General features: G+C 54.1%; 25 protein-coding genes and 1 other annotated feature. Of the genes, 17 read left to right on the top strand and 8 right to left on the bottom strand.

What is annotated here, in order from left to right:
• Positions 1-134: 134 nt before the first annotated feature.
• Together MKX70_RS00425 and MKX70_RS00420 are read left to right on the top strand one after the other, a co-directional pair.
• Positions 135-1,061, top strand: coding sequence for an ABC transporter ATP-binding protein (locus MKX70_RS00425; RefSeq protein ID WP_042232945.1), 927 nt, complete (start codon positions 135-137; stop codon positions 1,059-1,061).
• Positions 1,054-1,845 carry an ABC transporter permease gene (locus tag MKX70_RS00420; protein ID WP_042232947.1) on the top strand — a complete coding sequence of 264 codons (792 nt, stop codon included), beginning with the start codon at positions 1,054-1,056 and terminating at the stop codon, positions 1,843-1,845. The genes MKX70_RS00425 and MKX70_RS00420 overlap by 8 nt, the downstream gene beginning before the upstream one ends.
• Before the next feature lie 55 nt (positions 1,846-1,900).
• Here the strand turns inward: MKX70_RS00420 and MKX70_RS00415 are convergent, their stop codons facing one another.
• Positions 1,901-2,350 (bottom strand): bactofilin family protein, encoded by a 450-nt coding sequence (locus MKX70_RS00415; RefSeq protein ID WP_340839342.1) that lies wholly within the window; start codon positions 2,348-2,350, stop codon positions 1,901-1,903.
• Between the two features lie 22 nt (positions 2,351-2,372).
• Complete coding sequence (locus tag MKX70_RS00410) at positions 2,373-3,599, bottom strand: M23 family metallopeptidase (protein WP_340839341.1); 1,227 nt, start codon at positions 3,597-3,599, stop codon at positions 2,373-2,375.
• A 212-nt stretch (positions 3,600-3,811) separates the two neighbouring features.
• On the opposite strand from MKX70_RS00410, the gene cls reads away from it, so the two are divergent.
• Together cls and MKX70_RS00400 are read left to right on the top strand one after the other, a co-directional pair.
• A complete protein-coding gene (gene cls, locus MKX70_RS00405; RefSeq protein WP_042232951.1) occupies positions 3,812-5,242 on the top strand; it encodes a cardiolipin synthase in 1,431 nt (476 codons plus the stop codon).
• Between the two features lie 168 nt (positions 5,243-5,410).
• Positions 5,411-6,319, top strand: a complete 909-nt coding sequence (locus MKX70_RS00400) for a YitT family protein (RefSeq protein WP_042232953.1) — start codon at positions 5,411-5,413, stop codon at positions 6,317-6,319.
• Between the two features lie 192 nt (positions 6,320-6,511).
• Here MKX70_RS00400 and ligD read toward each other — a convergent pair whose 3' ends face one another.
• The 3 genes from ligD to ku all read right to left on the bottom strand — a co-directional run bounded on the left by ligD (position 6,512) and on the right by ku (position 9,452).
• Positions 6,512-7,396: a non-homologous end-joining DNA ligase gene (ligD, locus tag MKX70_RS00395; RefSeq protein WP_042232955.1), complete on the bottom strand. Its 885-nt coding sequence runs from the start codon at positions 7,394-7,396 to the stop codon at positions 6,512-6,514.
• An 84-nt stretch (positions 7,397-7,480) separates the two neighbouring features.
• Entirely contained in the window at positions 7,481-8,479 is a 999-nt protein-coding gene (locus MKX70_RS00390; RefSeq protein ID WP_340839340.1) for an ATP-dependent DNA ligase, read from the bottom strand.
• Complete coding sequence (ku, locus tag MKX70_RS00385) at positions 8,472-9,452, bottom strand: non-homologous end joining protein Ku (RefSeq protein WP_042232957.1); 981 nt, start codon at positions 9,450-9,452, stop codon at positions 8,472-8,474. Before ku ends, MKX70_RS00390 begins: the two co-directional genes overlap by 8 nt.
• Positions 9,453-9,666: 214 nt before the next feature.
• Here ku and MKX70_RS00380 point away from each other — a divergent pair, with 214 nt between their 5' ends.
• From MKX70_RS00380 to MKX70_RS00345, 8 genes are all read left to right on the top strand, one after another.
• Positions 9,667-9,846, top strand: a complete 180-nt coding sequence (locus MKX70_RS00380; RefSeq protein ID WP_340789928.1) for a hypothetical protein — start codon at positions 9,667-9,669, stop codon at positions 9,844-9,846.
• A 12-nt stretch (positions 9,847-9,858) separates the two neighbouring features.
• Complete coding sequence (locus tag MKX70_RS00375) at positions 9,859-10,044, top strand: H-type small acid-soluble spore protein (RefSeq protein WP_039302140.1); 186 nt, start codon at positions 9,859-9,861, stop codon at positions 10,042-10,044.
• A gap of 440 nt (positions 10,045-10,484) precedes the next feature.
• Complete coding sequence (locus tag MKX70_RS00370; RefSeq protein ID WP_340839339.1) at positions 10,485-11,495, top strand: DMT family transporter; 1,011 nt, start codon at positions 10,485-10,487, stop codon at positions 11,493-11,495.
• Positions 11,496-11,732: 237 nt separating this feature from the next.
• On the top strand, positions 11,733-12,224 hold the full coding sequence (tsaE, locus tag MKX70_RS00365) for a tRNA (adenosine(37)-N6)-threonylcarbamoyltransferase complex ATPase subunit type 1 TsaE (protein ID WP_081956381.1): 492 nt from the start codon (positions 11,733-11,735) through the stop codon (positions 12,222-12,224).
• On the top strand, positions 12,221-13,054 hold the full coding sequence (gene tsaB, locus MKX70_RS00360; protein WP_340839338.1) for a tRNA (adenosine(37)-N6)-threonylcarbamoyltransferase complex dimerization subunit type 1 TsaB: 834 nt from the start codon (positions 12,221-12,223) through the stop codon (positions 13,052-13,054). The genes tsaE and tsaB overlap by 4 nt, the downstream gene beginning before the upstream one ends.
• Positions 13,051-13,575, top strand: a complete 525-nt coding sequence (gene rimI, locus MKX70_RS00355) for a ribosomal protein S18-alanine N-acetyltransferase (RefSeq protein ID WP_042232968.1) — start codon at positions 13,051-13,053, stop codon at positions 13,573-13,575. Before tsaB ends, rimI begins: the two co-directional genes overlap by 4 nt.
• Positions 13,572-14,621 carry a tRNA (adenosine(37)-N6)-threonylcarbamoyltransferase complex transferase subunit TsaD gene (gene tsaD / locus MKX70_RS00350; protein WP_340839337.1) on the top strand — a complete coding sequence of 350 codons (1,050 nt, stop codon included), beginning with the start codon at positions 13,572-13,574 and terminating at the stop codon, positions 14,619-14,621. Before rimI ends, tsaD begins: the two co-directional genes overlap by 4 nt.
• A gap of 393 nt (positions 14,622-15,014) precedes the next feature.
• Positions 15,015-15,316 (top strand) — a binding site (T-box leader).
• An 81-nt stretch (positions 15,317-15,397) separates the two neighbouring features.
• The gene (locus MKX70_RS00345) at positions 15,398-16,966 is read left to right on the top strand and encodes a 2-isopropylmalate synthase (RefSeq protein ID WP_340839336.1); all 1,569 of its coding nucleotides are present in this window, start codon (positions 15,398-15,400) and stop codon (positions 16,964-16,966) included.
• Positions 16,967-17,253: 287 nt separating this feature from the next.
• Here the strand turns inward: MKX70_RS00345 and MKX70_RS00340 are convergent, their stop codons facing one another.
• The 3 genes from MKX70_RS00340 to MKX70_RS00330 form a co-directional block, all read right to left on the bottom strand.
• Positions 17,254-18,186 (bottom strand): IS3 family transposase, encoded by a 933-nt coding sequence (locus MKX70_RS00340; RefSeq protein ID WP_081956614.1) that lies wholly within the window; start codon positions 18,184-18,186, stop codon positions 17,254-17,256.
• 5 nt (positions 18,187-18,191) lie between these two features.
• The gene (locus tag MKX70_RS00335) at positions 18,192-18,506 is read right to left on the bottom strand and encodes a helix-turn-helix domain-containing protein (protein WP_052415919.1); all 315 of its coding nucleotides are present in this window, start codon (positions 18,504-18,506) and stop codon (positions 18,192-18,194) included.
• A 1,489-nt stretch (positions 18,507-19,995) separates the two neighbouring features.
• Positions 19,996-21,951 (bottom strand): ABC-F family ATP-binding cassette domain-containing protein, encoded by a 1,956-nt coding sequence (locus MKX70_RS00330; protein ID WP_340789920.1) that lies wholly within the window; start codon positions 21,949-21,951, stop codon positions 19,996-19,998.
• Positions 21,952-22,260: 309 nt separating this feature from the next.
• Here MKX70_RS00330 and MKX70_RS00325 point away from each other — a divergent pair, with 309 nt between their 5' ends.
• The 5 genes from MKX70_RS00325 to tatC all read left to right on the top strand — a co-directional run bounded on the left by MKX70_RS00325 (position 22,261) and on the right by tatC (position 25,214).
• On the top strand, positions 22,261-22,920 hold the full coding sequence (locus MKX70_RS00325) for a 5-formyltetrahydrofolate cyclo-ligase (RefSeq protein WP_340839335.1): 660 nt from the start codon (positions 22,261-22,263) through the stop codon (positions 22,918-22,920).
• The gene (gene moaC, locus MKX70_RS00320; RefSeq protein ID WP_039302115.1) at positions 22,911-23,387 is read left to right on the top strand and encodes a cyclic pyranopterin monophosphate synthase MoaC; all 477 of its coding nucleotides are present in this window, start codon (positions 22,911-22,913) and stop codon (positions 23,385-23,387) included. Before MKX70_RS00325 ends, moaC begins: the two co-directional genes overlap by 10 nt.
• Positions 23,388-23,477: 90 nt before the next feature.
• Complete coding sequence (locus MKX70_RS00315; RefSeq protein WP_039302112.1) at positions 23,478-23,963, top strand: MogA/MoaB family molybdenum cofactor biosynthesis protein; 486 nt, start codon at positions 23,478-23,480, stop codon at positions 23,961-23,963.
• Between the two features lie 128 nt (positions 23,964-24,091).
• Positions 24,092-24,334, top strand: coding sequence for a twin-arginine translocase TatA/TatE family subunit (gene tatA, locus MKX70_RS00310; RefSeq protein WP_042232982.1), 243 nt, complete (start codon positions 24,092-24,094; stop codon positions 24,332-24,334).
• 115 nt (positions 24,335-24,449) lie between these two features.
• Positions 24,450-25,214: a twin-arginine translocase subunit TatC gene (tatC, locus tag MKX70_RS00305; RefSeq protein ID WP_039302107.1), complete on the top strand. Its 765-nt coding sequence runs from the start codon at positions 24,450-24,452 to the stop codon at positions 25,212-25,214.
• Positions 25,215-25,387 lie beyond the last annotated feature (173 nt).

Below are 25,387 nucleotides of genomic sequence, written 5' to 3'. Positions count from 1 at the left end.
CCGCAAAAGCGGTATGAATCAAGAAATCTGCAGACAACAGCGGCCGGAAGTCCAAACATTCCCCGCAGTTACGACGGACACTTTAAGTAAAAAGATAGCCCGTTTCATCCAAACCGACGAAAGGAAGTGAAGTTATGCCGAATACGGCAGAAGTTGTGAAACCTGTGGCCAGCCTGATGGGGGTTACCAAAAAGATCGGCTCCAAAACGCTGATCAACGACTTGACCCTCGATATTCCGCCCGGGCAAATCTTCGGATTCCTGGGCCCGAACGGTGCCGGTAAAACAACTACCATCCGCATGATGGTAGGTCTCATCTCCATTAGCCGCGGGGATATACTCATCTGCGGACGCAGTATTAAAGATCATTTTGAAGAGGCGATAGCGAATGTAGGGGCTATTGTGGAGAATCCGGAAATGTACAAGTTTCTTACCGGATACCAGAACCTGCGCCAGTATGCCCGCATGGTCCCCGGTGTGACTAAGGAGCGGATTAATGAAGTAGTAGAACTGGTAGGTCTCGGCCAGAGAATCAACGACAAGGTTAAGACCTATTCTCTGGGGATGCGCCAGCGGCTGGGTGTGGCCCAGGCACTGCTGCACCGGCCGAAGCTGCTGATTCTCGATGAGCCGACTAACGGGCTGGACCCGCAGGGCATCCGCGAGCTGCGCGATTATCTGCGCCTGCTGTGCCAGAAGGAAGGTACTACTGTTTTTGTCTCCAGTCATTTGCTCGCTGAAATGGAACTCATGTGTGATAGTGTAGCGATTATCCAGAACGGCCGCCTGATCGAAGTGAAACAGCTTAAAGCTGTAGGCAATGTGATGGTGCCGGTGGGTGAGACCCTGTTCGAAGTGGATCAGCCTGAAGCTGCGCTGGAACTGATGGGCCGTGGCGTGGTGAAGGACGGGGGTATTGCTGTAGAGGCGGTGCGGGAGGAAATTGCCGAGCTCAACGCGAAGCTGGTGGCCGGCGGAATTAAGGTGTACAGCATCAAGCCGCTGTTCCGGTCATTGGAAGATCAATTCTTGGAGATTACAGGAGGTGAAGGCATTGGGTGAGTTCGCTGCTCTCATACATAATGAGAATATCAAAATTTACAGACGTCTGCGGACATGGATTATGCTGTTCATTCTGGCGGTTATGAGTGCGCTGTTTCCGGCGCTAATCCATTTCACCAGTGGGGGCAATGAGGTAACGATCGGGTTATGGGACAGCTTCCAGACTACCGTAGCAATTGCTTTTTTCCTGAATACCATCTTCACAGCCCTGGTGGCTGCTGACTCCGTTGCGGGCGAATTCACCTGGGGAACGATTAAGCTGCTGCTGATCCGCCCTTGGAGCCGCTCCAAAATCCTGCTCTCGAAATATATATCGATGGTGCTCTTCAGCTTGTTCAGCACTCTACTGCTGATCGTGTTTGGTTATGGCTCAGCCCTGATCTTCTCGTCCTCAGCCGTGGATTCGTTAGGGGGCCCGACGATGGACTGGAGCCAGGGAGAATACGTTTTTCTGACGATTATGTGCGCCTACATTGAGCTGTTTCTCACAGCAGCCATTGCCTTTATGATCTCCAGCGTATTCCGTTCCAGCGGCCTTGCAATTGTACTGTCGCTGTCCATCATGTTCACCAAAGATATCTTTATCGCCATCTTCAGCCCGGAACGGTATGAGTGGGCCAACTATCTGATTTTTGCCCATATGAATCTAAGCGGCTATCTGCTGTCGGACACCGGCCCCGGAGGCGCTACATTAGGGTTCGCGATTGCTGTCCTCGCGGTGTATTACGTTATTTTCATGCTCGTCTCATGGATTGTATTCCGTAAAAGAGATGTAGCTGCTTAATGTGGTACAAGGCTGTACAAGGACTGGAAGCAAGCATATGCGGGGTTATGCCCGCTCAGCCTGCTTCCAATTTGTTCTGTTTATGGGAACCCCGCTCACCTGCCTTGTCCGCAGAATCACCTGCCTGAAGCCCGCCCGCTGTCTTTGTGGCGGGCTGTTCGGCCATGGACACAGATCCGTTCAGCACGCTGCCTTCCATAATACTCAGCGCACCGGCCGCAATATTACCGTGCAGCTGTCCGGTTTCGGTCATGATCAGCTTCTGATCAGCGGTCACGTTGCCGTAGACCTTGCCGGCGATAATAATCTCCTGTGCCTTAATGCTGGAGTGAACGGTTCCCTGTTCACCGATCGTAACTGTCCCCTGACACAGGATTTCCCCGCTGAAATTCCCTTCAATCCGCAGATTGGTATCGCAATGGACTTTACCTTCAAGTGTGCCTCCATGTCCGATAAGTGAATCGGTCGATTTATAGGGAGCACTTTGTCTACGTTTGTTCCACATGCCTGCATTCCTCCTTGTATTCTTAAGGTTTAACATAATTCAACGGATTCACCGGCTTATTCTGCTTCACAACCTGGAAATGGAGATGGGGACCCGTGCTGCGTCCGGTGTTGCCGAGCATGCCAATTTGCTCCCCTTTGCTGACCTTGTCACCGGGCGAGACCACCATGCCGTTCAAATGCATATACCAGGTTTCCAGCCCGTTCGCATGTTTGATAATGATATATTTGCCTCTGGCGCCCAGCTGGTCGGCAGAGGTGACCACACCTTCCATCGCTGCGTATACAGGGTCACCGATGCGGCCGGCAATGTCGATTCCAGAGTGGTAGGCGGAGACACCCTTGAAGGGATCGGAACGATAACCGAAGCTGGAGGTGATCACCTTCGAGCCTGTGGGCCATAGAACAGCCGGGGCCAGTCTCGCTTTTTCTTCATGTGCCTTCTTGGCTTGCAGGTTAGCTTCCAGAGTATTGGCTTTTTCGGCCTCTGTAATCGTAGTGGAGATACGGCTGACCATTTCGTTCAGCATCGTTTTTATTTCTTCGTAGTCGTCTCTTGTTTCCTGAACCAGCTCCAGCGGGTCATTGGCATACACAGCGATGTACTCCCCGCCAACCTGGGGGGGGACTGTACTTCCTAATGCAGCGGTAACTACACCGAAACGGAAATCAACTGCAGACAGAGTACCGGCAGATGAGTCTGATGAAGGTTCTGCAAGGAACAAGGTCGTACTTGAACGGCCTATGGTTCCCTTGACGTCTCCCGTAGTCCCGCTTGCAGCCACTTTGGCTGATGCAGCAATGAACGGCCGGCTGCTTGCAGCAGAAGCTGCAGAGGCTGTGGGTTCATTGTCGTCTGTACCGGAAGAAGAGGTCGTCTCTTGCTCAATCAGCGACTGCAGCTGCTGCTCCAGTTCAGAGACACTCTTCAGCTTCTCTTTGATGGTCTGGGCTTCCTCCGAGAGCTCGGTCACCTGGCTGCGGAGCTGCAGCAGCGCCTGGTCCTTGTCGGCAACCTTAAGCTCCATCCGGATATTCGTCAACGATAGTGCTGCAGCTTCGGCCTCCAGCTCAGAAATGGACTGGGAGGCATGAATATGCATAGAGGTGACCAGACTGGAGAGGGAAAGGGCAGCCGCAGCAGGCAGGGCGAAGGCAAGCGGCTTGGACAGCTGCAGCTGTCTGACCGGCCGTCCGGCCTCACGGACGACGAGCAGCGTAATCTTTTTATGATCGGGCTGACTCTTCATAACGTCTCCTTCCTGCGGCCTTTAGCAGCCGCGTGGTATGAACTGAGTGAATCCAGCATTGCTATATCGCGGGCTCATCCGATTCGTCCTACTACTCTATGTATTCCATTCCTCTGGCGAACATGACAACGGTTTGTTTGAATAAAGAAGGTGAGTTACGGCAAGACCTGTAGTAGATCATCTTCAATAACATAACTTTTAGGAGGCCCGGAATGAGGATATTCGCTGTTATCTTATGTCTTTTTATCATACAGATTGCCATTATCGTTATATCGGAGTTCCGCCGTCCGCAGAGGGCACTGGCCTGGATAATCATTACCTTCTGCTGTCCGCCGCTGGGGCTGCTGTTCTATTATTTCCTCGGGCGGGATTATTGGCAGAGCCGGAAGCTTGGTAAACGGTGTGTGTCTCTGCTGAGGGAGATCCGCGCCCATGTTGCCGGCAAAATCCATATCGTCAAAAGCACGGCAGATACCGGGAATCCGGGTTTTGAGAACCGTAAGGAGCTGCTGCATTTGCTATCAGGCCTGTCAGAAAGTCACATTACAAGCCATAATCAATGTCAGGTGCTCAATAATGCCGGAGATGCCTATAAGGCGATGCTGGATGTGATGGAGAATGCGCAAGAGCATATCCACATGGAATTTTATATTTTCCGGGATGATGATATTGGCAGGCAGTTTCAGGAGATTATGATCCACAAGGCGCGTCAGGGGGTTAGGGTGCGTCTGCTTTGTGATGGGCTTGGGAGTCATCAGCTGAGCCGGAGATTCGTGAATACGCTCAAGAATGCAGGGGCGCAGGTTCACTTTTTTCTGCCTCCGCTTACTTCGCTGCTGGACCGCCGCTTCAATTACCGCAATCACCGCAAGATACTCGTGGTCGACGGGCTGACCGGCTTCACCGGGGGAATGAATGTAGGGGATGATTATCTGGGAAAAGACTCCAAGATGGGCTATTGGAGAGATACGCATCTTCGTCTTGAAGGGGATGCTGTATATCATCTGCAATATGTGTTTCTCAAAGACTGGAGACTGGCAGCCGGTGACAGTATGAGCCATCCGCGTTTTTTTCCTGCTCATGCCTGCAGCGGACCGGATGCTGTACAGATTGTTGCCAGCGGGCCCGATGGGGCAATTGATGCCACACAGGAGATGTTTTTCGCTTCACTCTGTGCGGCGAAGGAGCGCATCTGGCTGACCTCCCCGTATTTCATTCCGGACCCTGCCATCTGCCGGGCGCTCAAGAATGCGGTGCTCAGCGGAGTGGATGTGAGGATCATTATCCCGGCGAAGCCGGACAACAAGCTGGTGTATAAGGCAACCCTGTCTTACCTGGAGAATCTGCAGGATGCCGGAGTGAAGTTCTACTGCTATACAAGAGGCTTCATGCACGCGAAAGTTATGATTATTGATGATGTACTTGCAACGGTAGGCAGTGCGAATCTGGACATGCGCAGCTTCTATTCCAACTTTGAACTGACGGCTGTTCTGCTCCGTCCGGCGATCATTGCGGAACTGGCAGAGGACTTCAGACAAGACCTGAAGCACAGCGAATTCATCGATCCCAAAAAGTTTATGAAGAGAGCGCATAATGTCAAATTGATTGAGGGGCTTTGTCAGCTCTTATCACCGCTTTTATGACGTTAAATATGAAGTAAGCATCGTTTTTCGAAGGTTATATCATGTTCCATGCGTTATTTGAGCTTCCTTTATGATATAATAGGAATATAAGAAGCAAAGGGGAGAAAGCCTAGCTGTGAAGTCTGCTTTCGTATACTTCTTAGATATACTATTTATAGGGGGAGTTCTATGACTGTAAGCCAACAAATCTTTACGAGTGAGGAACAGAAGAAGCCTCAGAAATCAGGGGCTTTCAAGACAGCGAAGCTGGCTCAGCGGATTGTGATGATTATCATCGGAGCGGCCATGATGTCTGTTGCGCTTGAGATTTTTCTTGTTCCCAATGAGTTGATTGACGGCGGAATAACCGGTATTTCTATTATGTTGTCCCATATTTTCAATATACCTCTGGGTATTTTATTGACACTGCTTAACCTGCCGTTTCTGGTAATTGGTTATAAGCAGATTGGTAAGACCTTTGCCTTATCTACTTTATTTGCGGTAGTTGTGATGTCCATCGGTACTCAATTGCTCCATCCTGTAAATCCGATTACGGTTGAACCGCTGCTTGCCGCAGTATTCGGAGGGGTAATTCTCGGAGTAGGGGTTGGACTCGTTGTACGTTATGGCGGATCGCTTGATGGTACAGAAATTGTGGCCATCCTTGTGTCCAAGAGGCTTCCGTTCTCTGTGGGAGAAGTTGTAATGTTCTTTAACCTGTTTATTCTTTCCAGCGCGGGCTTCGTTTTTGGCTGGAATAATGCCATGTTTTCACTGATTGCCTATTATATTGCTTTTAAACTGATCGATATTACATTGGAAGGTCTGGATCAATCGAAATCGGTATGGATTATCAGTGATAAATTCCGTGATATCGGTGAAGCATTGACGGAGCGTCTGGGACGTGGAGTAACGTATCTGGATGGTGAAGGCGGATTCTCCGGCGATAACAAGAAAGTTATCTTTGTAGTCATTACCCGTTTGGAAGAAGCAAAGCTTAAGTCCATTGTAGAAGATTGGGATTCTGACGCATTCATCGCGATCGGCAATATCCATGATGTCAAAGGCGGCCGATTTAAGAAAAAAGCAATCCATTAGCGGGTACGGTATAACCGGAGCGCTTCCGAAGGAAGGTATATTTACGAACGTCAGAGTAATCAATGCGGCGGTCCTTGCTTGCTGCGCCGTATTCTCATATATAATACCTTCTGTCCATATGCTGGACGCCAAATAAGCCCGCAGCCTAGAGTATAGGTAACTGCGGGCTTATTGCTGTCTTCAGGGCCATTCTCAGGGCAGCTTGGCAATAATATCACCCACCCGCTGCGGAGGGACCTTGGCGATAAGATCGCCCATCCGGGCCAGACGCTCCTCAATGTTCAGCAGATGGTAATCGGTAGGCTTGACGTTACGCTGCACTTCCTCCCACAGGAGGGGCGTTGAGACTGTTGCCAGCGGACGGGCCCGCGGGGTGTATGGGGCAGCGAGAGTTTTGCCGCCGTAATGCTGGAGGTAATCGAAATAGATTTTGTCCCCGCGGTTTTTCTTCAGGCGCTCCAACGTGAACAGGTCGGGACGCTTCTCCGTGACATAGCGGCCGACGAAATGACCTACCCGGCGCAGGCCGTCGAAGGTGACTCCCGGCTCCACCGGAACAATGATCTGCACTCCGGTGGCACCCGAGGTCTTGGGCACAGAGGCCAGCCCCAGTGACCTCAGTACTTCGCCTACCGTAGCGGCTGCCTCCATAATGCGCGGCTCGACCTCAAGCGAAGGGTCCAGATCAATCATCCATTCGCAGGGGAGCTCACTGCCCGCATAATGCAGCGAGGGATGGAATTCGAGCGCGGCCAGATTGCCGAGCCAGAGCAGCTCCGGGAGCCCCTGCAGCACAATATAGGTAATATTCTCATGAGTTGCTGTATGCACGAATTCCGGCAGCGGCTCGGGGGCATTCTTCTGGTAAAAGGACATCCCCGGAACACCATGAGGGTAGCGGATTACCGTGAGTAGCCGTCCCTGGCAGTAGCGCAGCAGATAAGGAGAGAGTGCGGCCAGCTTAAGCAAATATATCTGCTTGGTGATGCCGCGTTCGGGCCATAGCAGCTTATCCGGGTTCGTAATTCCGATCTCATGTCCGCCTGCGGTAATGGAGCCTCTGATCGTCTTCGGCATGCGGTATCCTCCTTGTATAGAGTTATACGAGCTAAGATAAGGCGAGGCTTAGTCAGGGAAGGATCAGGCCCGGTGATCCCGTTACTACGTCTGTGTTCTCTGGTCCATGCGGCAGGATAGCGGAGGGAGCTCTACCTGGGACTGTATAACCGGCTGGCGGAAGGTTCCGGAAGTATTCCATTCCAGATAGTGCAGCTTGAACACCAGCTCAGGCTTAATCCAGACCGACCCTTTACTGCGCTGGGGCAGCTCTGCAAAAGGCATCTGCTCTGTGATCAGGCCGCTGATCTGTGCGGTCAAATTCCGCCAGTCCTGTACGGTCATTTTGCCTGCTCCTGCATGGCCGATATAGTGCAGCTTGCCCGCATCATCATATAGTCCGAAGAGCAGGGCGTTAACCAGACCGTCACGGAAGGTGACGCCGCCGGCTACAGCAGTGACATCGGAGATAATTTTGCATTTCTGCCAGCGCTTGTCTTTGCCTCCCGGGGCATAGGTACTGGTGAGCTCTTTGCATACAATCCCCTCCAGCCCGCCCTTCAGAGCGGCAGCGTACAGCTGTGCGGGCTGATGGTAGCTTGGCACATTCTGCACATGGGGATGCGGCAGCAGCATTTCACTTAACATCTGCTGCCGCCGGGACAACGGCTGGTCCAGCAGCAAAATGCCATTGCAGTACAGGATATCGAAGACCATATAGAGCACCGGTACCTGCGGACTTACCGCCCGGATCGCTGCTTCATTCTTCAGGCTGTCCCGCCGCATCACCTCATGGAAGGAGGGCTTGCCGCCGCTGAGTGCAATAATCTCGCCATCGAGAATGACCGAACCGGCCCGGCAATACGCCTCCGGTCTGGCAAGCTCAGGATACTGCAGCGTGCGCCGGTTGCCCCGCCGGTTGATCAGCTCGGCATGGCTTCCATCGGAATAGGAGAGCATCCGCACGCCATCCCATTTGATCTGGGCGATCCACTCCTCGCCCTCCGGGAGCCTGGAGGCCAGCACGGGCTCGAATGGAATAATCGGCTGCAGCGTAAGCGGACCGCCTATAACTGGAGGCGCGGATGACCTGCTCCTAGGCACCGGTTACCTTGCTCTTGGCCGTCCGGCGTTTCGGCTTCGGAGCGATGACCGGAATCGGCCCTGTTGCCTCGTTACCTGCCGGCACTGCCGGTTCAGGGGCAGGGGTTCCGGAGGCTGTGGCCTGTGCCGGTTTTTTCTTGCCGCCCGCAGCCGTCCGTGGCTTCTTGCCTGTGCCGGACAGTGAAGGTCCGGGGTCGGACGGAATATGCTGTACTGCTTCGATACTGGCCTGCAGGGCAGCCATCAGATCGATCACATTGTTCTCCTGGCGCGCCGGAGCAATATGGAATTCCTCACCGGCGATCTTGTGCGTGATCAAGTCAAGCATCCGCTGGCGGTAATCGTCCGTGTATTTAGCGGGTTCAAACGGTGTGGACAGCTGAGAGATCAGCACCTTGGCCATATCCAGCTCTTTGTCGTTCACGGTCCCCGGCTCCGGCAGACCGGGTACCTGCGATACCGGACGGACTTCGTCCGGGTAATAAATGGTTTCAATCGCCAGGCAGTCGGCGAGGACGCGGATCGCAGCCAGACTGCTTTTGGAGCGGATGGAGATTTTGGCGATCCCGATTTTGCCGGTCTGGCGCATCGCCTCCATGAGCAGACGGTAGGCGTTGGCGCCGGCCTGATCGGGAGACAGGTAATAGGTTTTTTGGAAATAAATCGGGTCGATCTCCGTCAAATCCACAAAATCCAGAATCGTAATGCTCTTGCTGCTCTCCTCGGTTAACTGATCCAGCTCTTCCTTATCGAACAAAACAAACTTGCCCTTCTCATATTCGTAACCCTTGCCGATCTCTTCCCAGGCCACTTCCTTCTCGCACACGGGGCATTTACGCACATAGGAAAGCGGACTTCCGCATTCTTTATGGATGTAACGCAGCGAGATGTCCTTGTCCTCCGTAGCAGAGAACATTTTGACCGGAACATGCACAAGCCCGAAACTGATGGCTCCTTTCCAAACGGTATGCATGAGAATCGCCTCCTGAGTATAAGTGCTGTTTATAATTGCTGTATCATGAGTTCACGATCTATATGGGTTAGTATGACGCGCTGGGGCTTTTTCTAGCCGGATGCATTATTTGCGATTCATGGGAAAAAATAAAGCCGTTCAGCATACGCATTGCACAGTGAATGAGACATTCATTGCTGGTCATTGCTGGATAGTCATGCAAAGGGAGGCCGTCATGGAAAAAGAGCGGAACAACTGGAGCGACGTCCTGTCCGAGCAGGATATCCCGGCGGAGGCTGTCGATTGGGAGAGCATTATTGCGGAGCCCGGGGAAGAGGCGCTGTACGGCGAAGCCGGACTGCTGGATGCTGATGCGACCATCGGCGAACTTTCTGCAGAAGATGAGGATGAATAGGGAGGCGACAAAATGGATGTGAAACGTGCGGGGGATATTTATGCCTCCAAGGATAGGATTGCTGTCCATCTCGATGGTGAACCGGTATGGATTGAGCATGTGGATGCCGATAATGGCATGGCGACTGTACAAGTAGGCTCGCGGCCTGATAATACACGGACCGTTGGTGTAGACCGGCTGGAGGAGCAGGGAAGCTAGGGTAGGTTGATGCCTACCTAGGCAGAGGCCGGATGAGGTAGAGAAAAGGACGGATAGGAACGAACAAGAACGGATAAGGCAGAAAATAAGAGTATATAAAACCGGTTGAGGAGGTATCCAATCAGCCGGTTTTTTTGTAGTTTAGAAATTATGTGATGAGCAAGTTGCTACGGCGAACCGAGCCAAACGTATGCGAAAAACCGAGTACAATGTGCTAATGCGAAGGTAACCGAGCCAAATGTATGTGAAAAACTGAATACAATGCGCTGGAGGGGGCTGGTTGGTGAACATAAAGGGGGATGTCTCTTTAAATCCGCCAGAAATTGGCCAGAGCGTCATTCCGGTAAAAAGATCATATTAGAGCTGACACAAAGGTTGACGGAATGCGCCATAACCCCCTATATTTGGGGGAAGAATTTTGACGAAAAGAGATGATAGGCGTGCGTCCCATTTTGCTTGGCGTCTGTTCGGCGCTGTTTTTTGCGGTAACGTTTGTGCTTAACCGTAGGATGGAGCTTGCGGGAGGAAGCTGGGCCTGGAGCGCCTCGCTGCGTTATTTCTTTACCCTGCCGTTTCTGCTGGCCCTTGTGGCCGGAAGAGGGCGGCTGAGGCCACTGCTGTCTGCGATGAGAGAACGCCCGGGGGCCTGGCTGTTGTGGGGGACGGTCGGTTTCGGCCTGTTCTATGCGCCTATTTGCTTCGCGGCTGCGTATGCACCCGGCTGGCTGACAGCAGGGACCTGGCAGATCACGATTATCTCGGGATCGCTGCTCGCTCCATTCTTCGGACAATGGGTGAGCGGCTCATCCGGTTCTGTATACATAAGAGGTAAAATCCCGCTCCGCGGGCTGCTCCTGTCCCTGATCATTCTGGCCGGAGTAGCGCTGCTTCAAGTGGAACATGCGCGCCAGCTGACTCCAGCCCAGCTGCTGCTGGGCATTATTCCGGTACTTATTGCTTCATTCGCCTATCCGCTCGGCAACCGCAAGACGATGGAGCTCTGCGGAGACCGGCTGGATGTGTTCCAGCGGATTCTCGGCATGACGCTGGCCAGCCTCCCCTTCTGGCTGGCAGTCGCATTATATGGCCTGGCAGATGCGGGCCTGCCGTCGCCCTCGCAAGCGGGTCAGTCCGTGATCGTTGCCCTATCTTCGGGAATAGTGGCTACCGTACTCTTCTTCCGGGCTACGGATATGGTCTGGGGCAGCATGAGCGGTCTGGCGGCAGTTGAAGCGACCCAGTCCCTGGAGGTGCTGTTTGCCCTGCTGGGTGAGATGCTGATTCTGGCTTCCCCGCTGCCTTCCCTCCTATCATGGGTTGGGATTGCGGTAATTATTGCCGGCATGGCGCTGCACAGTCTGTTCTCCCGGCATCCGGGAGAAGCGCCTTCCGGGACAGTGAAGCGGCGCGGAGGAGCTGAAGTTCCTGCAGCCGGAGGGAAGGCTACATAATAAAAATCCGTGCAGCTTGCTTTGTACACTGGCTCCTTATACAGATAACAGCGGCCTGTTGCGGTGCAAGTATCATACCGATATAATTAAAAGTATTGTTAACCGTTAAGGGATATCAAGTAGAAACGGCTACGCCGTCCTTGAAGGACGGTACCCGTTTCAGCGAGAAATAGAAGGATAAAATATAGCGTAAAACATATCCCTTCTTATATTTTCTAAAAGGTGGTAGTTGCAGTTTTGGACAATAATATTGAAACGGTGTTTACTTACCGTTCCTCCAGCCTTCAGGACACTGAGGCGCTTGCAGCCGCCATCGCAGCCGTGTCGGAGCCGGGGATGGTGATCGGCCTGGACGGGGATCTGGGCGCGGGCAAAACCGCGTTCTCACAGTGCTACGCCCGCCACTTAGGTGTGGAGGGGATTGTGAACAGCCCTACTTTTACAATTATCAAAGAGTATGAGGGCCGTCTGCCGCTGTATCATATGGATGTATACCGGATTTCCCTCCAGGAAGCGGATGAGCTGGGGCTGGAAGAGTATTTCTACGGCCAGGGAGTAAGTCTGGTGGAGTGGAGCAGTATCATTACGGACCTGATGCCGCCGCGGCATTTGCATATAGAGCTGAAGTCAGCCGGCCCGGAGAAGCGGGAGATTACGGTAACCGGAATCGGGGAGCCTTATGGCGGAGTGTGCCGGGCACTGATCCAGAAGTGGGGTAAAGAAACATGACGAATCTGAATAATGAGCCGCGTAAGCGGTTTTTGGCGCTGGATACATCAACGGCTGTGCTGGGGGTGGCAGTGACCGGGAACGGGGAGCTGCTGCATGAGATGAATGCTTCCGGGGAACGGAATCACTCGGTACATCTGCTGCCGATCATTGAGCAGGTGCTGCAGGCCTCGGCTACGGCTGCAGACATGATCGGCGGTATTGCAGTCGGTGTCGGTCCGGGATCGTATACCGGGACAAGGATTGCTGTAACTGCAGCCAAAACGCTGGCCTGGGCCTGGAACGTGCCGGTCACCGGGGTATCCAGCCTGCATGCGCTGGCGTGGGGCGGTTATCATGCCGCGGCTCTTCAGCAGGAATCCGGACAGGCTGATGTGACGTCCGCGAACGGGACAACGGGTCCGGACTGGATCATCCCGCTGATCGACGCGCGCCGTGGACAAGCCTACACTGCGCTTTTTGCAGCGGACGGGGACAACCCTCCGCAGCGGCTGGCGCCGGATGCCATCCGTCTGATGAGAGACTGGGTACGGGAGCTAGGAGAACGGCTGAAGGATGCTGCAGCGGAAGGCATGCTGCCGGGCACACTATGGTTCACCGGGGACACCGCACTGCATGGAAGTGCAGAATCGCTGGCCCCGCTAGCCGGAGCAGGTATTGTTCAGGCAATGCCTTACGAGCTTGAAGGCCGCTGGACCGGATTCTTAGCCGAAGCGGGTAGCTATAAGGAATGCGCAGATATTCACGTATTGATTCCCAACTATACGCAGCTTACCGAAGCAGAGGCTAATCTCCGCCGGAGCAGTGAAGGGAGCCTGAACCAAGGATGACGGAACCGGTACCAGGAAGAGATCAGGGGACTGAGCTTGTTTTTCGCCTGATGCGGCTTGAGGATATCCCTGAGATTCTTGTGATTGAACGCGAAGCCTTCACGATGCCATGGACGGAGGAAGCGTTCCGCAACGAGCTGAGCCATAATCATTTTGCTAAGTATATGGTAATGGAGCTGGCCGGGCATATCATCGGCTACGCCGGGATGTGGGCGATTGTCGATGAGGCGCATGTGACGAATATTGCGCTGCTGGAGGCCTACCGGGGACGTAAATGGGGAGACCGGCTGCTGGACGAGCTGATGAAGACGGCGGCGTATCTCGGGATGAAATCCATAACCCTTGAAGTGCGGGTCTCGAACGAGGTGGCCCAGAATTTATATCGCAAAAAAGGCTTCCGTCCTGCAGGTACCCGCAAGGGCTACTATTCGGACAACCGCGAGGATGCGCTCATCATGTGGGCGGATCTGCCGGAGTATGGGGAGCAAGGTTTGACGGAAGGAGGCGTGGACTTGAAATGAAGACCGAAACGGGCGCACTTAAGCCTGTATATATACTCGCAATTGAAACCAGCTGTGACGAAACATCGGTAGCTGTGGTGAAGGATGGCCGTGAGGTGTTATCAAACATCATTTCCAGCCAGATTGAGACACACCGGGCATTCGGCGGCGTGGTGCCTGAAGTGGCCTCCCGCAAGCATGTAGAGGTGATCACGCTGGTTATTGAGGAAGCCATGAACGCGGCGGCAATCTCGCCGCAGGACCTGACGGCAGTCGCGGTCACCCAGGGCCCGGGGCTTGTCGGGGCGCTGCTGGTCGGTGTCGTGGCGGCCAAAAGCCTGGCGCTGGCCTGGGGCAAGCCGCTCATCGGCACCCACCATATTGCCGGCCATATCTATGCCAACCGGCTGGTCAAGGAACTGCAGTATCCGAATATGACGCTGGTGGTATCCGGCGGTCATACGGAGCTGGTCCTGATGGAACGGGAAGGCGAGTTCAAGATCATCGGGCGCACCCGGGACGATGCTGTCGGCGAAGCTTACGACAAAGTGGCCCGGGCGCTGGGCTTTCCTTATCCGGGCGGTCCCCATGTGGACCGGCTGGCGCGGGAAGCAGAAGAAGCCTTCCCGCTGCCGCGTGTGTGGCTGGAGCCGGGTTCGTATGACTTCAGCTTAAGCGGCCTGAAGTCTGCGGTGCTCAACGCGGTGAATCAGAGTAAGATGAAGGGGCTGGAGCCGGATGTGGCCGGAATTGCCCGCGGCTTCCAGGAATCTGTCGTCGAGGTACTGGTCGAGAAGGCTGTGCGTGCCGTACGTGAGTTCAGCGCGGGGCAGCTTCTGCTCTGCGGAGGGGTGGCTGCGAACAAGGGCCTCCGTGAAGCTCTGACCTTGAGATGCGCCGCAGAAGGGATCGAGCTGATCATCCCGCCGCCGGTGTATTGCACGGATAATGCAGCGATGATTGGGGCTGCGGCCTATGTGAAATGGAAGCATGAAGGCGGAATTCCGCTGGATATGGTCGCCGATCCCGGCTTCTCGCTGGAGAAATGGTCTGTATCTGCCTATTGACTTCTTTTGTCGAAGCCGGGTATAATCAGTTCAATTCATGAATCTTATATTTGAACAAACGCGATGATTGGAAGCAGTAAGGTAACTCCGGGATAAGAGAGCTGCGGGCGGGTGCGACGCAGTCGAAGGAGACCTGAACTCGTCCGGGAGCGGAGCGGTGGAAGCAGGGTACTTCTGGATAGGAGTGCTGACCGGTGAAGAATGTAGACCGGGCCCTTTCGTACACCGTTACGGTTGACCTCCGTAAGAGGGTTGTTGAGTGGATACCGCAGGCGCAGCAGAAGAGTTGCTGATCCGGGGATCAACAAGAGTGGTACCGCGAGGGTGAACAGCCTGTCGTCTCTTGAATGAGATGGCAGGTTTTTTTGTGCGCTGGTATAGGCATTCATAGAAATACACGCAATGAACGGGAGCAGTAGACGGCCAAGGTGAACAGAGAGCTGCGGGTGGTGCGACGCAGTCACCGGAGGCCGGCGAATCTCGCCCGTGAGCGGAGCGGCGGAAAGAGCTTCAGGTACGCCGTTACGGATGTCCCCGTTACCGGACTGTTCGTATCCCCCGAGCTTACCGTTACGGGAGCAAGGAGATATGAAGCGGAGCTGGACGCAGCTTGGGCATGCCTGGACTGGATTGAGATCAGGAGCCTATGCGTCAAAAAGAGTGGTACCGCGGAGGGGTGACCCGCCGTCTCTTTAATTAGAGACGGCGGTTTTTTGTGTTTGTTGAAGTTGATCTGGAAGGCTGGCTGGATGAACCCAATTTGAGGAGGATGAACAATGATTATTCCGGTAAAGAAACGAATTCAGATTTTTGATACGACGCTGCGAGATGGAGAGCAGGCCCCGGGAGCTAGCCTTACCCCGGAGCAGAAGATCATTCTGGCCGGCAAGCTGGCGGAGCTGGGCGTGGATGTCATGGAGCCGGGCTTCCCCGTATCCAGTCCGGGTGACTTTTCAGCGGTAGAGACCATCTCCCGCAAGATTCAGGGCGTAGAGATCTGCGGCTTCGCCCGCGCGGTCAAAGGGGATATCGATGCTGCTGTGCGGGCAACCCGGGATGCGGAGCGGCGGAGGATTCATCTGTTCATCTCCTCCTCCGACATTCATCTGCGCCATCAGCTGCGCAAGAGCAGACCTGAGGTAGTTGCCGCCGCGCGCGAGATGACAGCCTATGCCCGCCAGTTCAGTGATGTAGTGGAATTCACCGCCATGGACGCTGCGCGGACGGGAATCGATGATCTGATCGAGATGGTCGAGGCGGTGATTGAAGAAGGCGCAACCATTATTAATCTGCCCGACACAGTAGGCTATGCATTGCCGCAGGAATACGGGGAAATGTTCCGGCGTGTGCGGCTCGGCGCGCGGGGCGGCGACAAGGTCATCTATAGCGCCCATTGTCATAACGATCTGGGGCTGGCCGTGGCGAATAGCCTGGCGGCGATTGCCGGCGGTGCCACACAAATTGAGGTCACCGTCAACGGAGTGGGCGAGCGGACCGGCAATTGTGCGCTGGAGGAACTGGTTATGGCGCTGGAAACGCGGGGGGATGCCATCGGTGCAGAGACAGGCATCCGACTTGAGAAGCTGTACGATACCTCGCGTATGATCAGCGGGGCGATGCATTTCCCGATTGCCTTCAACAAGCCGGTGGTCGGCCGGAATGCCTTCCAGCATGAATCCGGCATCCACCAGGACGGCTTGCTCAAGGACCGCAGCACGTATGAGATCATGGACCCGGAACGGCTGGGCATCCCGCGCAGCATGATCATCCTCGGCAAGCATTCCGGCAGGCATGCGCTGAAGGACCGCGCAGCGAAGTACGGGATTGCCCTGGATTCAGCGGAGCTGGACGCGCTCTATGAATCCTTCAAGGAAACCGCTGACCGTCAGAAGGCCGTCAGCGATGATGAGCTGCTGCGGATGGTCAGCAGCACCACCGGGCAGCAGGCGCAGGTCTATGCGCTCGGCGAGGTGCAGGTACTGGCAGGCAGCGCGCCGCGCCGCGTAGCCGCCGTAACGGTGCGCCATCTGCAGAGCGGCGCAGACACCACGCACACCAGCACCGGAGACGGTCCGCTGGAAGCGATCATTGCCGCCATCGGGCAAGGGATCGCTGAGGATATCCGCTTCGACGGTCTGGAGCTGCACTCTCTGGGCAGCGGCGGGGATGCCCAGGCTGAGGCTGCTGTTATGGTGGAATGGAAGGACACCAAGTTCCGGGGGACGGCCATCCATCATGATATTGTGATGGCAGCGGGAATTGCTTACATTGCTGCCTGCAATGCAGCGCTGCTCTCGGCATCGGCTGCGGATTCTCCGGAAACGGGAACTGCGGTGAACGGCTAAGCATTACCCGGAATGCTGCTCCGCTAACATCCACAAGCGCGTCTTGCCATGTTCATTCCGACATGGCGGGGCGCGTTTTTTAGCGGATAATCCGGAGATGCAGCGGCGCAAGAAGCTGGCACGGGGGTTGCTGGTGCCGGCGGCCGGAAACAAGTGGATTTTCTCCACTTGTTTATGGACTGAGGAGCTCTTGCCAGGAAACAGTTGGATAATCAGCACTTAATCGGTGCGACCCCCTTATCCCGGAGTCCTCCGTATAAAATCGGTACTTGTCGTAGCCTTGCTCTTTATTTCGCTTTTTCTCTCGGCCAGAAGAAGCAGGACTGGTCTTCTAGGGTCAGCACCCACTCCGCAAAGGTAGCTGGCGGCATGTTGCGAAGACTCGTATGCATTCTGCGGTTATTGTAAAAGTCCATGTACCGGTCCACGGCTTCATAGGCCTCTTCGAACGTGTCGAAGGCCTCTTTGCGGAACAAATCCCGATCGATATTGCTGTGGAACGATTCAATAAAAGCATTTAAATCCGGCGTTCGAGGCGGAATGCGTTCATGGGTCATCTCCCAGCTTTCACACATGTCGCCAAACAGATGGCTGATGAACTGGGGGCCGTTGTCGGTGCGGATCACCGGGCGCGCGCTGCCAGGGGCGCAGTGTTGCTCCATGGCGCGTCCCAGCGTCTGGCAGGCGTGCTTGGCCTCACACGACGATCCTCGGTGATACCCGACGATAACCCGGGTAAACACATCGATAATGCTCAGGACGAAGAAATGCCGGTCCCGGCCCGCCACATACCCGTATTTAATGTCCATCTGCCAGAGCTGGCCCGCTCCGGTAATGACTCGGTTCTCCGGCAGCTTCCGGGGATGCTTAAAGCGCTTCTGACGCTGGGGCTGCAGGATCTCCAGCGCCTGACACAGCCGGTAGCTTTTCTTGTGGTTGAGCCTCAGCCCGTGCTGGTTCCACAAGCACTTGGCCAGCAGTTTGTACCCGTACACGTGCTCTTCTCCAGCGACCAGTTCCAGGAGCATTTCCTGGATCTGCTCGTCGCTAATCTTCTCTCCCGACTCGGTCAGGGAGTAGCCGGGTAGGGGTCTTCCACGCCCCTGGGGGACGGCCTGTGCCTCCTGCTTCTTGCGTTTCTTACGGTCGTAGTACGTAGACTCTGCTAGCCCCACGAGACGGAGCACCAAGGCTGCGGTATTCCCCTGCTTAATGAACATATCGGCTACCTCGATTTTTTCGGATAAGCAGGGGTTGGCTTTTTTAGCAGTTCACGCAGAATCTCAATCTCTAACTCCTTTTCACCGAGCATCTTGACGGCCTTCTCATATTTCTGCTCGACGTCCAGCAGGCGCTTCCGTTCCTCCACCTGGTCCTGGGGATACGGATGATCTTGCTCCCCATGGGCTTCCCGGTAATCCCTCACCCACTGATTCACCGTTGATGGAGTCACCCCATACTTTCGGGCAACCACCGCCGCCTTAATGCCAGACAACACCTCTTGCGCTGCCTTCTCTCTTGTTCCTGTTAAGTGTCCCATTCCGTTCATCCTCCTCCTGTATCTAGTCTACATTTTTGTGGGGGAGGACTCCAACTTCTTTAGGGGGCTGTGGAGTAATCGGCTGCGAATGTCCAGACTTGAAGGAATGCATGAATTTAAATGACATTTATCCACTTAATGATCTCAAATGCTCCAAAACAGCCAAATTAAGATACGTTTATCCAACTAAATTATTATGCATCGTGGAGGCCCATCAAACTCATCACCGCCATTTCATACACCTGCTAATGCAAGTGGGAATTTAGCCGGGAGCGGCGGTTATGGTCTAATCCAATCTTAGTGTGTTGCTGATCCGTCTCCGGTGACGGCGTTCCGGGCTGACAGTACATACGTCCGGCAGCGGGAATGCAGGAATTCGGAGGCGGAGGCAGACTTCAGCAGAAGCATCACAATGCTGTATAATTTTACAGCAGAAATTGGGATAAAAACGAGTAATTCCGTTTAGTAGAATCCGCCCTGATCTGCCTTTCCGCTGCAAGCGCGGAGAGCAGGTCTTTTTTATTGTTTTGGAGATTATGGTGTTCATCTGTAACGTTATTGAATCCCCAGAAAGCCGACAGCAGGGTCAAGTCAAAGGGATAAATCCCTCTAAATCCGTCAGAAGTGGGCTTAAGAGCAAAGGAGGAAATGAGGAGCACTAGTGCCCTTGATTTCCCTAAATACGGGCCAAAGGAGGAAATGAGGAGCATTAGTGCCCTTGATTTCCCTAAATACGGGCCAAAGGAGGAAATGAGGAGCATTAGTGCCCTTGATTTCACCCGTTGGCGGCCCCGGAAGTATTCTGAATTGGGTAATGATGTGAGTTGGCTTTAACAATCTGCATCAGCCGCACAGGCTGCATAAGCCGCATTTAAGCCGCATAGCTGCATACGCTCAGCTCGATTCATCTGTTAGGGTGACTGTTTTCGTTTTGAGATTTGTAATTGCTTTTCCCGCTTGAAACAGCGTAGAGGGTGGAACGATTGTGTACAAGCGGCCGTGGTCGCGGCCGCTTAAAAGCTTTCCGCGCAGGAATTTGCACTTCGGAATCATCCGTAGTCTCTGGATTTTCACCGCTAAGGAAACTGATAAACTGGAGAGCACCGCGATGAGGAAAATGGTCCAGCTTTAATCTTTTTATCAACAAATTTTGGTGCATTGCGGGTTTTGTCAAGCTGTGGACAACGTTATCCACATATTCCGCACGAGTTGTGTAAAAACCGTGTAAAATCAGCAGCAACGCCCTTTTTTCGAAGGCCATAAACAGGAGGTTATGCATTGAAACGGTTTTGTGAAAACTGTGGATAATGTGGATAATTCGGTGGATAAAAAGTCCTTGACAAGGAGAATAGCGATTTTACGCATAAAAAAAGCCCCGGAGGGCTATTTTCCAACAAGAGTTATGCACGAAAACTGTGGATGGCGCTGTGGATAACTATTTATGAACAAATCGGAAACAGTTGAATTTTATTTTTTTACTGCCTTTACATTATTCGTCAGCCAGTTGCTCCCATTCGCTAAATAAATCTGCCAGCTGCTGTTTCTTGTCCTTCAGATCACTTTCATGCTCCTGAAGCGCCAGGTAATCCTGATATACCTCAGGTTTGGTCATTTCATGCTCAATCCCGGAGATGGCTTCCTCCAGCCTGGCGATATTCTCCTCAAGGTCAGAGATTCTCCGCTGGCGGTTGCGCTCCTCACGCTTGGCCTGTTTGTCTGCTTCATAAGAGAGGGAGGTCCCTTTCTCGGCAACAGCAGCCTCTCTGTCCGCATTCCGGGAGGACTTGGCGGCGGCAAGCTCCGCTTCCTCCTCGGCAATGGCTTCTAGTTCACTTTTTTTCTCGACATAGTCGTCATAGTTACCGAGATACTGATCAATACCGTCAGGATGCAGCTCGAGCACCCGCTCAGCCATTTTGTTCAGGAAATAACGGTCATGGGAAATGAACAGCAATGTGCCTTCAAAATCAATCAGTGCCGCTTCCAGCACCTCACGGCTGACCAGATCCAGATGATTGGTAGGCTCATCGAGAATCAGCATATTAGCTCCGCGAAGCATCAGCTTGGACAGCGCTACCCGTGCTTTCTCGCCGCCGCTGAGTGCGGCAACCCTCTTCAGGACATCCTCGCCGCTGAACAGGAAATTGCCCAGAATGGTACGGATCCGTGCTTCCTCCAGCATCGGGTACTCACTCCATAGCTCCTCCAGAACGGTGTTGCGCGGATTCAGCCTCGTCTGCTCCTGATCGTAGTAAGCGATCTTCACCTTGGTTCCCCAGTTGACCGTTCCGGCGGAGGGTTCACGGGTGCCGGTCATGCACTGCAGGAGCGTGGACTTGCCAATACCGTTCGGACCGATCAGCGCTGCTGTCTCGCCGCGTCTAAGCTCAAAGGAAGCATTGCGGAACAGTGGGGCAGCCCCTTCGTTAAAAGCCACTGCAACCTCGCGGACCTGCAGCACTTCCTTACCGGACATAAAGTCAGGCTCGAAGGAGAAGCTGGCCTTCTTCAGATCGCCCAGCGGCCGGTCGATACGCTCCATTTTGTCGAGGGCCTTGCGCCGGCTCTGTGCCCGTTTGGTGGTGGAAGCCCGCACAATATTGCGTTGTACGAAATCCTCCATCCGCGAAATCTCGTCCTGCTGCTTCTCATATTGCTTCATGCGGATCTCATATTCCGCAGCCTTCAGCTCCATATAGCGGCTGTAATTGCCTGTGTATCTGCGGGACTGATGCCGCTCAATTTCCACTATGGTCGTGACCAGACGGTCGAGGAAATACCGGTCATGGGAGACCACCAGGATACCGCCGGGATATCCGCGCAGATAATCCTCCAGCCAGGTGAGCGTCTCGATGTCCAGGTGGTTGGTCGGCTCATCAAGCATTAGCAGATCAGGGGCCTGCAGCAGAATGCGCGCCAGTGCCAGGCGTGTCTTCTGACCGCCGCTGAGCGTAGCGATCGGCGTATCGGGTGCAAATTCCCCGAAGCCCATACCATGCAGGACGCTGCGAATCCGCGTGTTCATCTCGTAGCCGCCATGATCCTTGAACCAGTCTGAACGTCTGGCGTAGCGCTCCAGCAGATCCTCATAACGCTTCGGATCTTCCGCGAGCGCCGGATCAGCGATATCTGTTTCCAGCTGCCGCAGCTCCGCCTCCGCCTCAAGCAGCGGCGCAAAAACAGCGAGCATCTCTTCCTGAATGGTTTTATCGGATTGCAGGCCGCTGTTCTGGGCCAGATACCCTATTGTGGTTTCTTTGGATTTATGAATTTGCCCGCTGTCATACGACATCTCGCCTGCGAGAATCTGCAGGAAGGTGGACTTGCCGGCCCCGTTGACGCCTACCAGACCGACTCTTTCCTTCTCATTGACCATCAGGCTGATGCCGTCCAGCACGCTTTGTATTCCATATGATTTCGAAATTCCTGTCGCTTGAAGAAGCATTCTGATGAAACCTCCGCCCTTGCATATTCGCCTTGGCTCATTACGCCCGGCTTGTAATAATCTTATTCTATAGTTTACATGAAAAAGGTTTGCCGCGCGAGGGGGCAGCATCATTCCCGAGGGTCCTGACGGCAGCAGATCAGCTGTCCGGGCTCCCGGCATTTCACGGCGGAGCGGACAAAGACAGTACGCAGAACATTCTTCTAACAATGTAAATACCATAGCCTTGGCGAACCGGGGAGAAGAGTGGTAAACTGAGCTTACAAACTATGATAAGCTAGGAACATGTTGAAGAGGAGGCGGCTGCCTATGCAGGACAGCAGCATGCGGCTTGCTCTCCGGAAGCGTGAGCTGCGGGCCGGGAAGGCCGCTCTCCGGGACGGACTATCCGCGGAACAGAGAGGCCGGTTGTCTGCTCTGGTATGCAGTCATGCCTTGACCTGGTTCTCTCAGGAGCAAGGGGATTCACTGCTGGCCTATGCCCCGTTCCGCTCTGAGCTGGATTGCCGCCCACTGCTGGCTGAGGCTTGGGCCAGAGGACATGAAGTGCTGCTTCCGAGGGTCGTCCGGGAGAGCGGAGTCCTGAGCATCCATCCGGTCCGGTCGTGGGAAGAGCTTGCTCCGGGAGCTTACGGTATACCGGAGCCTGTAACCGAAATAGCAGGTCCCGGCGCTTACGCCGGCAAGAGTGAGAGATCCGGGCTGCCGGATGCCGTATTCGTACCCGGCCTGGCCTTCGACTTGCGCGGCGGACGGCTCGGCTATGGGCAGGGCTACTATGACCGCCTGCGGGCAGCCTGGGAAGCAGAGCTTCCTGAATCTGCCGCCAGGCCCCTGTGGGTGGGACTGGCCTTTAGCCTGCAGCTGGTGCCTGAAGTGCCGCTGGAAGAGCATGATGCCTTAATGGATGTGCTGATTACGGAGAACGGCATTTGGGACTGCCGGAAGGAGAGGAAGACATGGAGTTAACTCATTTCAATGAACAGGGCAGAGCCCGCATGGTGGATGTGAGCGAGAAGGAAGTCACCAGCCGGACAGCGGCGGCGCGAAGCCGGGTGCAGATGGACCCGGAGACGCTTACCGCCATTAAAGCGGGCAGAATCAGCAAGGGCGATGTGCTCGCCGTAGCCCAGGTTGCGGGAATTATGGCTGCCAAGCAGACCTCCGCCTGGATTCCGATGTGCCATCCGCTGCCGCTTACCGGGGTGGATATCAGCTTCTCGGATAACAGCAAAGATGAACTATATATAGAAGCAACCGTCAAGACTACCGGCAAAACCGGAGTGGAGATGGAGGCGCTGACTGCAGTTTCAGCAGCGGCGTTGACCGTATACGACATGTGCAAGGCGCTGCAGAAGGATATGATTATCGGACCTACCCTGCTGGTGTCCAAGAGCGGCGGCAAGAATGGCGATTACGCGCTGGAGGAAGAATAGCTAACAGCATGAGATTTACGCTGAAGGTGCGGGCAGCGGCTGTATCAAGCAGCCGGACTTACATAGTACATAGAGAGGGAGGGACAACCTATGGCGTGGAAAACAGCAATCCTGACGGCCAGCGATAAAGGGGCCAGAGGCGAACGGGAAGACACGAGCGCCCAGGTTATTCGGGAACTGGTGGAAGAGGAGCTTGGAGGCGAGATTGTAGAATACCGGATCGTACCCGATGAGCAGGATGAGATTATTGCTGCATTGATTGAACTGACGGATTATTTCCAGGCGGATCTGGTGCTGACTACCGGAGGAACCGATCTGGCGATCCGCGATGTTACACCGGAGGCTACACGGCGTGTCATTGAACGTGAAGTCCCTGGACTCTCCGAGGCGATGCGCAGCACCGTGATGCAGAAGAACCGGGCGGTGATGTTGTTCCGGGGAATCTGCGGCATCCGCGGCCGGACATTAATTGTCAATCTGCCCGGCAATCCTAAGGGTGTGCATGAGAACCTGGCGGCTATTATGGATCAGCTGCCTGAAGCCTTGCTGATGGTTACCGGGCAATATCGCCAATAATAGCACATGCTCCGGTAACTTCAGCATGATTCGTCACTCTAGACGATGGATGTGTGATATAAGTTATGGTATTATTAATTTATCGTTAACGATATCATGAACGGATAGAGTGATGGGAGGAAATGGTAATGCTAAATGGTATTGGTGCACCCGGAATTATTCTGTTGGTTATCTTGGCGCTCCTGCTCTTTGGCCCGAATAAGCTTCCTGAGCTTGGGCGGGCAGTCGGACGTACCTTCCGTGAATTCAAGGACGGGGCGCGGGAGATCATTAATGAACCGGAATCGGCCCGGAAGAGTGAAGTGCCTGCTCCCCCGGCTCCGCAGACTGTAGCAGCAGAACTTCCGCAGGACCGCCGTCTGCCGGAATAATTTCCATCCACTTACGCAGGGGCGTCTTTCCCAGGTCTGCTTCAGACTGGGGCGGCGCTCCTTTTTTCTCTAATCTATATAGCCATTTTATATGTCATTTCGGGTGGTGTCAGTCATGTCTCTGGAAGCGGAAGAAATGTCTTTGGTCGATCATCTGACTGAGCTGCGCAGACGGCTTATCTACGTGCTGATTGTATTTGCAGCCGGACTTGTACTCGGGTTGTTCGTTGCCAAACCGATCTATTTGTATCTTATCAGTGCTGACCCTGCCCAGGGATTCGTGCTGCATGCCTTCTCTTTCTGGGACGGGATCGGCATGTACATGAAGATTGCCATGGCCGTGTCACTGGCGTTCTCCGTGCCGTTTATTGTCTTTCAGCTGTGGGCCTTTATCAGCCCGGGCCTCCGGCCTGTTGAACGCAGCGCAGCGCTGCGTTATGTGCCGTATGTGTTCGTTCTGTTTATTCTGGGCATAGCCTTTGCCTATTACATCGTATTTCCTATGGCCTTGTCCTTTACGATCTCGATTACACGCAGCATGGGGCTTGAGGAGACATACGGCATAGCCGAATATTTCAATTTCCTGTTCAGTCTGGTGATCCCGCTGGCCTTGCTCTTCGAGCTGCCGCTGATTGTCATGTTCCTGACCAAGCTGAGAGTGCTCAATCCGCTGCGCCTGCGCCGGATGCGGCGGTATGCATATTTTGCACTTGTATTTATTGCTGTGGTGATCACACCGCCCGATTTCATCTCGGATTTTCTGGTGACGATTCCGCTTCTGGTGCTGTATGAATTCAGTGTATTTCTGTCTGCGTTCGTTTACCGGAGGCAGTTGGCGGAGGATGCGCAGCGGGAAGCACGTTATATTAAGGCGGAGTAATGGAGGGGGCATATTTTGCCCCCTGGTGGATAGAATGTAAGAGAGTGTGTGCCGGACAACCCCCGAAACCATAATTTTCCCCAAAACAAATACGATTTTACGTAAAAGGACTTGAAATCCGTCTTCAAGTTGAGTATCATAAAAATTGTTGTTAGCACTGCAAGCAGTTGAGT

This window comes from Paenibacillus sp. FSL R7-0312, from assembly GCF_038004445.1.
Lineage (GTDB): Bacteria > Bacillota > Bacilli > Paenibacillales > Paenibacillaceae > Paenibacillus_AQ.
Note: the sequence above shows the minus strand (reverse complement) of the source record. Positions and strands in the feature narration are given on the sequence as shown.